Below are 6,983 nucleotides of genomic sequence, written 5' to 3' on the forward strand. Positions count from 1 at the left end.
TGCTCGGTCATCGGGCGATGGGTCAATGGAGGTCAACGCTATGAGCTTTTTTGCACTCCCACCGGAAATCAACTCCTTGCGGATGTTCACCGGTGCAGGATCCGAACCTATGCTGGCCGCCGCCGCATCGTGGTCCGGCCTGGGCGAAGAGCTGGAGGCCGCGGCGCGCTCGTTTTCCTCGGTGACAGCCAACCTGGCCGGCCAGGCCTGGCAGGGCCCGGCAGCAAAGGCAATGGCGCGAGCCGCCGCGCCGTATGCGGCGTTTCTGCAAGCCGCTTCTGCGCGCGCCCTCACGGCTTCCGGCGGGGCCAGAGCGGTGGCCGCGGCCTTCGAGGCCGCCCGGGAGGCGACCATCCACCCGGCGACGATCTTCGCGAACCGTCAGACATTCGTGCAGGTAGCACGCACCAATTTCTTCGGCTTCAACACTCACATCCTGGCCTCGCTGGAGGGCATGTACAACGAGTTCTGGGCCGCCGACGTACAGGCGCTGGCCGGCTACCACGCCGGGGCATCCGCGGCGGCGGCGCAGTTGTCGTCGTGGCAGGGAACGCTGCAAAACCTGCCGGGGATTGGACAACTGGGATCGGCGGTCGGTGCGGCAGCCAGCACGCTCCCCAACCTGGGTCTCGGCAACAAGGGCGGCGGCAACTTTGGCAACGGCAACACCGGCGACAGCAACGTCGGCAGCGGCAATACCGGAAACACCAACTTCGGGACAGGAAATAAGGGCAACGGAAACTTCGGTTTCGGGAACAACGGCGCAAGCAACATTGGATTCGGAAACGCCGGCGGCACCGCTACCGAGCGTGGGAACGTCGGTATAGGCAACGCCGGCAACAACAACTTTGGCCTGGGTAACACCGGCAACGGGAATACGGGCGGCGGCAACACCGGCAATAACAACATCGGTTTCGGCCTCAGCGGCAATAATCTCGTCGGCCTCGGCAACGCTTATGTGGACACCACGACGGGTCAATTCCACTTCGGCGGCCTGAACTCTGGCACTAACAACATCGGCTTCGGCAACTCGGGTAATGGCAATATCGGCTTCTTCAACTCGGGCGACGGCAACCTCGGCTTCTTCAGTTCTGGCGCCAATACTGATGCTGCTGACCTAGGCAAGCTCCAAGGACTTGGCTTCGGCAACTCCGGCTACGGCAACATTGGTTTCGGCAATACCGGCAGCGGAAACTTCGGCTTCGGAAACTCCGGTTTCTTGAACACCGGCTGGGGCAACGCGGGCGACCTGAACACCGGCGGTGGGAACTCGGGCGGCAGCATCGCCGGACTGGTGGACGCGACAGGCCCGCAGGTAGGCAACACCGGCTTCGGGAACTCCGGCTACGGCAACACTGGCTTCGGCAACGCCGGTAATTTCAACACCGGAGGATGGAATTCGGGCAACGTGAACACCGGCTTTGTCAATTCAGGCAACGTAAACACGGGCTTCGGGATCACCACTGACTCTGGCGAGACTCACTCGGGCTTCAATACCTCGGGTACGAACGTCTCGGGCTTCAACAACTCGGCCAGCGGCGCCGTCGCCACCGGCGCTGTACCTGGAAGCCAGGCTTTCAACGGTGGCATATCAGGCTTCGGCAACACTGCCCAGGGCGCAACCGTGCATAACCCCGCAGGTCTAAGCATCTCACTCGCCGGCGGTATGTCGGGCTTCTTCAACACGGCCAGTGGTGCCGCTGGCGACGTCTTCGTTCCTGGTCTAAAAGTTGCTTCTAACGGCATGATCTCGGGCCTCTTTAACAATGGCGTCACGGCCGAGGTGCTCGGCATTCCAGCCGGCATCTTCAGCGGCATTGGCTCGGGCTTGGCGAACGCCAACACCGGCTTCTCGGCCCTGTTCAACCTGCAAAAGGCGCTCGCTGGGTAGTTAGTTCATTCATACTGACTTAACACCGAGATCACCCGGCCGGTGAAGTGTGCATCCGATGCTCACCGGCAGGCTGACGCCTGAAATCGGGCAATGTGCCCGTAACTGTTGGTTGCTCAAAGATTGGCAATGCACGTAGTAACTATCGGTGAAAACGAGGTCCAATTCACCGCGACAACCGATTGCACAGAGGCCGACCTGCCAGTGCGCCGCAAAGGTTTATCGAAGTCGACTAAAAAACCAGCGCCGGCGTTCGGGCTGCGCGTAACATTTCGGATATCGGGGATTCACGCAATTCGAGCTAGGTATCACACTCACACACACCGCGGTCGGTTGCGACCGCTCGGAGGCTAACGGCATGAACTTTTCGGCACTCCCGCCAGAGGTCAATTCCCTACGAATGTTTCTCGGCGCGGGTTCGACACCGATGCTGCAAGCCTCGGTGGCATGGTCGGGGCTGGCCGAAGAGTTGAGTTCGGCAGCAAACTCGTTTGCCGCGGTGACCTCGAATTTGGCCGGTCAGGCATGGCAAGGCCCAGCAGCCAAAGCGATGTCGGCGGCGGCGGCACCCTACGCCGCCTTCCTGGAAGCCGCATCCGCCCGCGCCTTGAGCGCCTCCAGCCAAGCCAACGCCGTAGCCAGCGCCTTCGAGGCGGCCAAAGCCGCCACTATCCACCCGCAAGCGATCGCGGCAAACCGTAACGCGTTCGCGCAGTTGGTCCGATCCAACTTCCTGGGACTCAATGCCCCGGCGATCGCCGCGGCCGAGAGCATCTATGAGGAATTTTGGGCCGCCGACGTAGCTGCAATGTTCGGCTATCACAGTGGCGCATCCGCGGCGGCAGCGCAGTTGTCGTCATGGCAGGGAACATTGCAAGCCCTGCCGGGCCAGCTACTGGGCGCAGCAGGCATCGGTCCCGCCGCACCTGGGGACCCCAATGTAGGAATTGGCAACACCGGCGGCGGCAACATCGGCAACGGCAACAACAGTGGCGTCGGCGCCGGCAACATCGGTAACGGCAACACCGGAAACGGAAACGTCGGTGGCGGCAACCGCGGCGACAACAACATCGGTAGTGGCAACACTGGCTATCGAAACTTCGGCTTCGGTAACTTCGGCACCGGAAACACTGGCTTCGGCAACTCTGGGGGCAGCGCAGCCACGGGCAACAACACCGGCATAGCTAATGCCGGAAACAACAACTTCGGCCTTGCGAACACCGGGAACGGAAACCAGGGCGCCGGCAACACCGGCAACAACAACCTCGGTTTCGGCCTAACCGGAAATAACCTGGCCGGTATCGGCAACGCCTACCTCGACCGGACAACCGGCCAATTCCACTTCAACGGCTTGAATTCCGGTACCGGCAACATCGGGTTCGGAAACTCAGGAACCGGCAACATCGGCTTCTTCAACTCCGGTGACGGCAATCTCGGCTTGTTCAGTTCAGGTATCAACCTCAATCCCGGCGACGTGGGCAAGCTGCAGAGCATCGGCATCGGCAATACGGGGTTCGGAAACATCGGCCTGGGCAACAGCGGCATCGGAAACTTCGGCCTCGGCAACTATGGTCAGTTGAACACCGGTTTCGCCAACGGGGGCACCGCGAACACCGGCTTCTTCAATTCGGGCAGCTTTAATACCGGCACAGAGAACTCCGGCCAAGGCAATACTTTCTGCGCAAATTCCGGCAGTTTCAACACGGGCCTTTTTAACTCCGGCGATACCAACACCGGCTTCGGCGCTAACACCGACAGCGGCGCCGACAACTCGGGCTTCGGCAATAAAGGCAGCCAGATTTCGGGCTTCTTCAACTCGGCTACCGACGGCGGGCTGGTGACCGGACAAATGTCAGGCTTCTTCAACAACGCCAGTGGCGGCAGCCTGATAGACGGCCGGATCTCGGGCTTCTTCAACAGCGGAGCCACGACGCCCAACACCGGGCCCACCCTGGCGGGTCAGGGATCCGGCCTTGCGAATTCGGGCAGCGCCTTTGCCGGGCTGTTCAGCCTCACCCGGATTCTGCAGAACCTGACTTAAGCGGCACCCGAGGCCGCCGAGTGTGAAATACGCGACGGGACACGCCGATTTGCCGTCGCCTAGTTCGCACTCGGCAAAGGCGCTTACCGAAAAATTCGCCCAAACACCAGCGCTAGAGCAAAGCCCGCCCGTAACATTTTCGAATATGGGGGATTCGATCGCCCAGAATGGGCATCACGTCATTCAGACGGTTGCGGTCGCTTGGAGGTAACAGCATGAACTTTTCGGCACTCCCGCCAGAGGTCAATTCCCTACGAATGTTTCTCGGCGCGGGTTCGACACCGATGCTGCAAGCCTCGGTGGCATGGTCGGGGCTGGCCGAAGAGTTGAGTTCGGCAGCAAACTCGTTTGCCGCGGTGACCTCGAATCTGGCCGGTCAGGCATGGCAAGGCCCAGCAGCCAAAGCGATGTCGGCGGCGGCGGCACCATACGCCGCCTTCCTGGAAGCCGCATCCGCCCGCGCCTTGAGCGCCTCCAGCCAAGCCAACGCCGTAGCCAGCGTCTTCGAGGCGGCCAAAGCCGCCACTATCCACCCGCAAGCGATCGCGGCAAACCGTAATGCGTTCGCGCAGTTGGTCCGATCCAACTTCCTGGGACTCAACGCCCCGGCGATCGCCGCGGCCGAAAGCATCTATGAGGAATTTTGGGCCGCCGACGTGGCCGCAATGTTCGGCTATCACAGTGGCGCATCCGCGGCAGCAGCGCAGTTGTCGTCATGGCAGGGAACATTGCAAGCCCTGCCGGCCCAGCTACTGGGCGCAGCAGGCATCGGTCCCGCCGCACCTGGGGACCCCAATGTAGGCATTGGCAACACCGGCGGCGGCAACATCGGCAACGGCAACAACAGTGGCGTCGGCGCCGGCAACATCGGCAGTGGCAACACCGGCAACGGCAATTTCGGCGGCGGCAATAACGGCAACAGCAACGTTGGTAGCGGTAACTGGGGCGATGGTAACTTCGGCTTCGGCAATCGCGGTGACGGCAACATCGGTCTGGGCAATAGCGGCCTGGGCAATAGTGGGGTCGTATCTGTACCCGGGAATAACAACATTGGCCTGGGCAATGCCGGCAGCAACAACTTCGGCTTCGGCAACAGCGGCAACGGAAACCAGGGCGCCGGTAACACCGGCAACAACAATATCGGTTTCGGCCTAACCGGAAATAACCTGGCCGGTATCGGCAACGCCTACCTCGACCGGACGACGGGCACCTTCCACTTCACCGGTTTCAACGAAGGCATCAACAACATTGGCTTCGGTAATTCGGGCAACGGCAATATCGGCTTTTTCAACTCCGGCGACGGCAACGTCGGCATCTTCAACTCCGGCGCACACTTCCCTGCCTCGCCGGACGTAGGCAAACTACAGGGGATCGGTATCGGGAACAGCGGCTTCGGCAACATCGGGTTCGCCAACAGTGGCGAGGGGAACTTCGGCTTCGGCAACACGAGCGGGCTGAATACCGGTATTGGAAATGCGGGGCCCACCAACACCGGTCTTTTCAATAGCGGCCCGCAGAATACGGGCATGAACAATTCTGGGGGCTTTAACACGTTCGGCGGGAACTCCGGCCTTACCAACACCGGGTTTTTCAATTCCGGCAGCTACAATACGGGCTTCGGATTCACGACCGATAGTGGCGCCGACAGCTCCGGCTTCGGGAATACCGGTACAAACATGTCCGGCTTCTACAACAGAGCGACCGACGGCAATATATTCAGCGGATACATGTCGGGCTTTTTCAATTCTGCGAGCGGGACCACCGGCCCCCTCAGTATCACCGGAATGGGATCCGGCTTTTTCAATACTGGCGTCCCGAATAGCTTGAGCGGACCCGAGATTGCCGGTTTCAACTCTGGCTTTTTCAACAACGGCTCTCTCTCGGCTGGCTTCTTTAGCATCACCCAGCTACTCCGAGAGTTGACCTGAAAGCCAGCCCTCGGCCGCCTAATTGCCGAGTGTGCACTTTACGACGCGACACGCCCCTTGGATGCAGCCGTCGCCTAGTTCACAGTCGGCGGCAAGAGAGCTTAAGGGTGCTGGCTGGATACTGAAATCACTTCGCCCGTTAGTTAACTCGACTAATCACTCGCCAGAAACGCGGTGGTGGCGGCCACTTCCCAGGGCTCGGTTTCCAGGGTTGAGTGCGCTCGAATGCGGCCCCGGCAAACCACCAGTTCGCCCTTCGCCGGTGCTCAACGCACGGAAACAACCGGAGGGCTTTCGAGACGTCGGCCGTCGCCGACACGTAGGCCTTCACGGTGCCGGTCTTTGTGCCACCGGATCGTGTCTGTGCTGTGAAGGGAAAGATGACCTCGCCCGTAAGCAAAGCGTCGAGCCGGTACTGGTCAAACACCTGCACGGTTATCGGGCTCGTGTCCGGCGTACCCCATGCAACCGATCCGTCAACAACATCGGGGTCGAAAGCGTGTTGCGGACAGCCCGCCGGCGAAAGCCGGTGGACCGAGCACATCCGGCCAGTGCCGCCGATACCGCCGACATCACTTCGGACTGCCCGGAGTCACTGAGCGTAAATTCCACGTCGTTGAAATAGCTGCCCGAGGCCGAGGCTAACGCGTCGAGCAGAAACGGCTTCTTCATCTTCACCGACAGGTTCGGGTTACTGCTAGATGTGGCGATAAATCCCGGGAAGACGTACACCGGTGAACTTCCAACCGATCTGTCAAAGAAAGTCAATGTATTCAGCGCTTCGTTGTCGAGGCCTGCGGCGAGAGTGTCGACTTTAATAGCTGCGTGTTCGAGTTTCCACTCTCCGCCGGACTTTTTCAGCGACAGCGTGACGTCGGATTCGGTCTCGCCGAATTTGGCCGCGACGTTCACGTACCCGAAGCCGAAGCCGTGCGTCGAATCATCAAGAATTCTGATGTTGGTGATGGGCCAGCGTGCGATTTGCCGTTTGAGGATCTCGTCGGACAGCAAGTCTTTCGAACCCGGCTGATCGGTGCTGTAACTCAACGCTGTCGCCGCATCGCCCTGGGCGAGCGCGTTGAGGTAGCCCTTCACGATGTCTCCGCCGCTGCGGGATTCATCG

3 protein-coding genes and 1 pseudogene are annotated in these 6,983 nt (G+C 60.7%); 3 read left to right on the forward strand and 1 reads right to left on the reverse strand.

The genetic code is table 11. The features are described from left to right. Positions 1-40: 40 nt before the first annotated feature. From A5634_RS13620 to A5634_RS13630, 3 genes are all read left to right on the forward strand, one after another. Positions 41-1,891: a PPE family protein gene (locus tag A5634_RS13620; RefSeq protein WP_065144576.1), complete on the forward strand. Its 1,851-nt coding sequence runs from the start codon at positions 41-43 to the stop codon at positions 1,889-1,891. 358 nt (positions 1,892-2,249) lie between these two features. Further along, positions 2,250-3,932 (forward strand): PPE family protein, encoded by a 1,683-nt coding sequence (locus A5634_RS13625; protein WP_065144574.1) that lies wholly within the window; start codon positions 2,250-2,252, stop codon positions 3,930-3,932. A gap of 215 nt (positions 3,933-4,147) precedes the next feature. After that, positions 4,148-5,860: a PPE family protein gene (locus tag A5634_RS13630; RefSeq protein WP_065144577.1), complete on the forward strand. Its 1,713-nt coding sequence runs from the start codon at positions 4,148-4,150 to the stop codon at positions 5,858-5,860. Positions 5,861-6,295: 435 nt separating this feature from the next. On the opposite strand, the pseudogene A5634_RS13635 reads toward A5634_RS13630, so the two are convergent. Continuing rightward, a pseudogene (locus A5634_RS13635) lies at positions 6,296-6,983 on the reverse strand (DUF4878 domain-containing protein); the annotation flags it as partial.

Origin of the sequence: Mycobacterium asiaticum (assembly GCF_001673365.1) — a bacterium.
In the GTDB taxonomy this organism is placed as follows: domain Bacteria; phylum Actinomycetota; class Actinomycetes; order Mycobacteriales; family Mycobacteriaceae; genus Mycobacterium; species Mycobacterium asiaticum_A.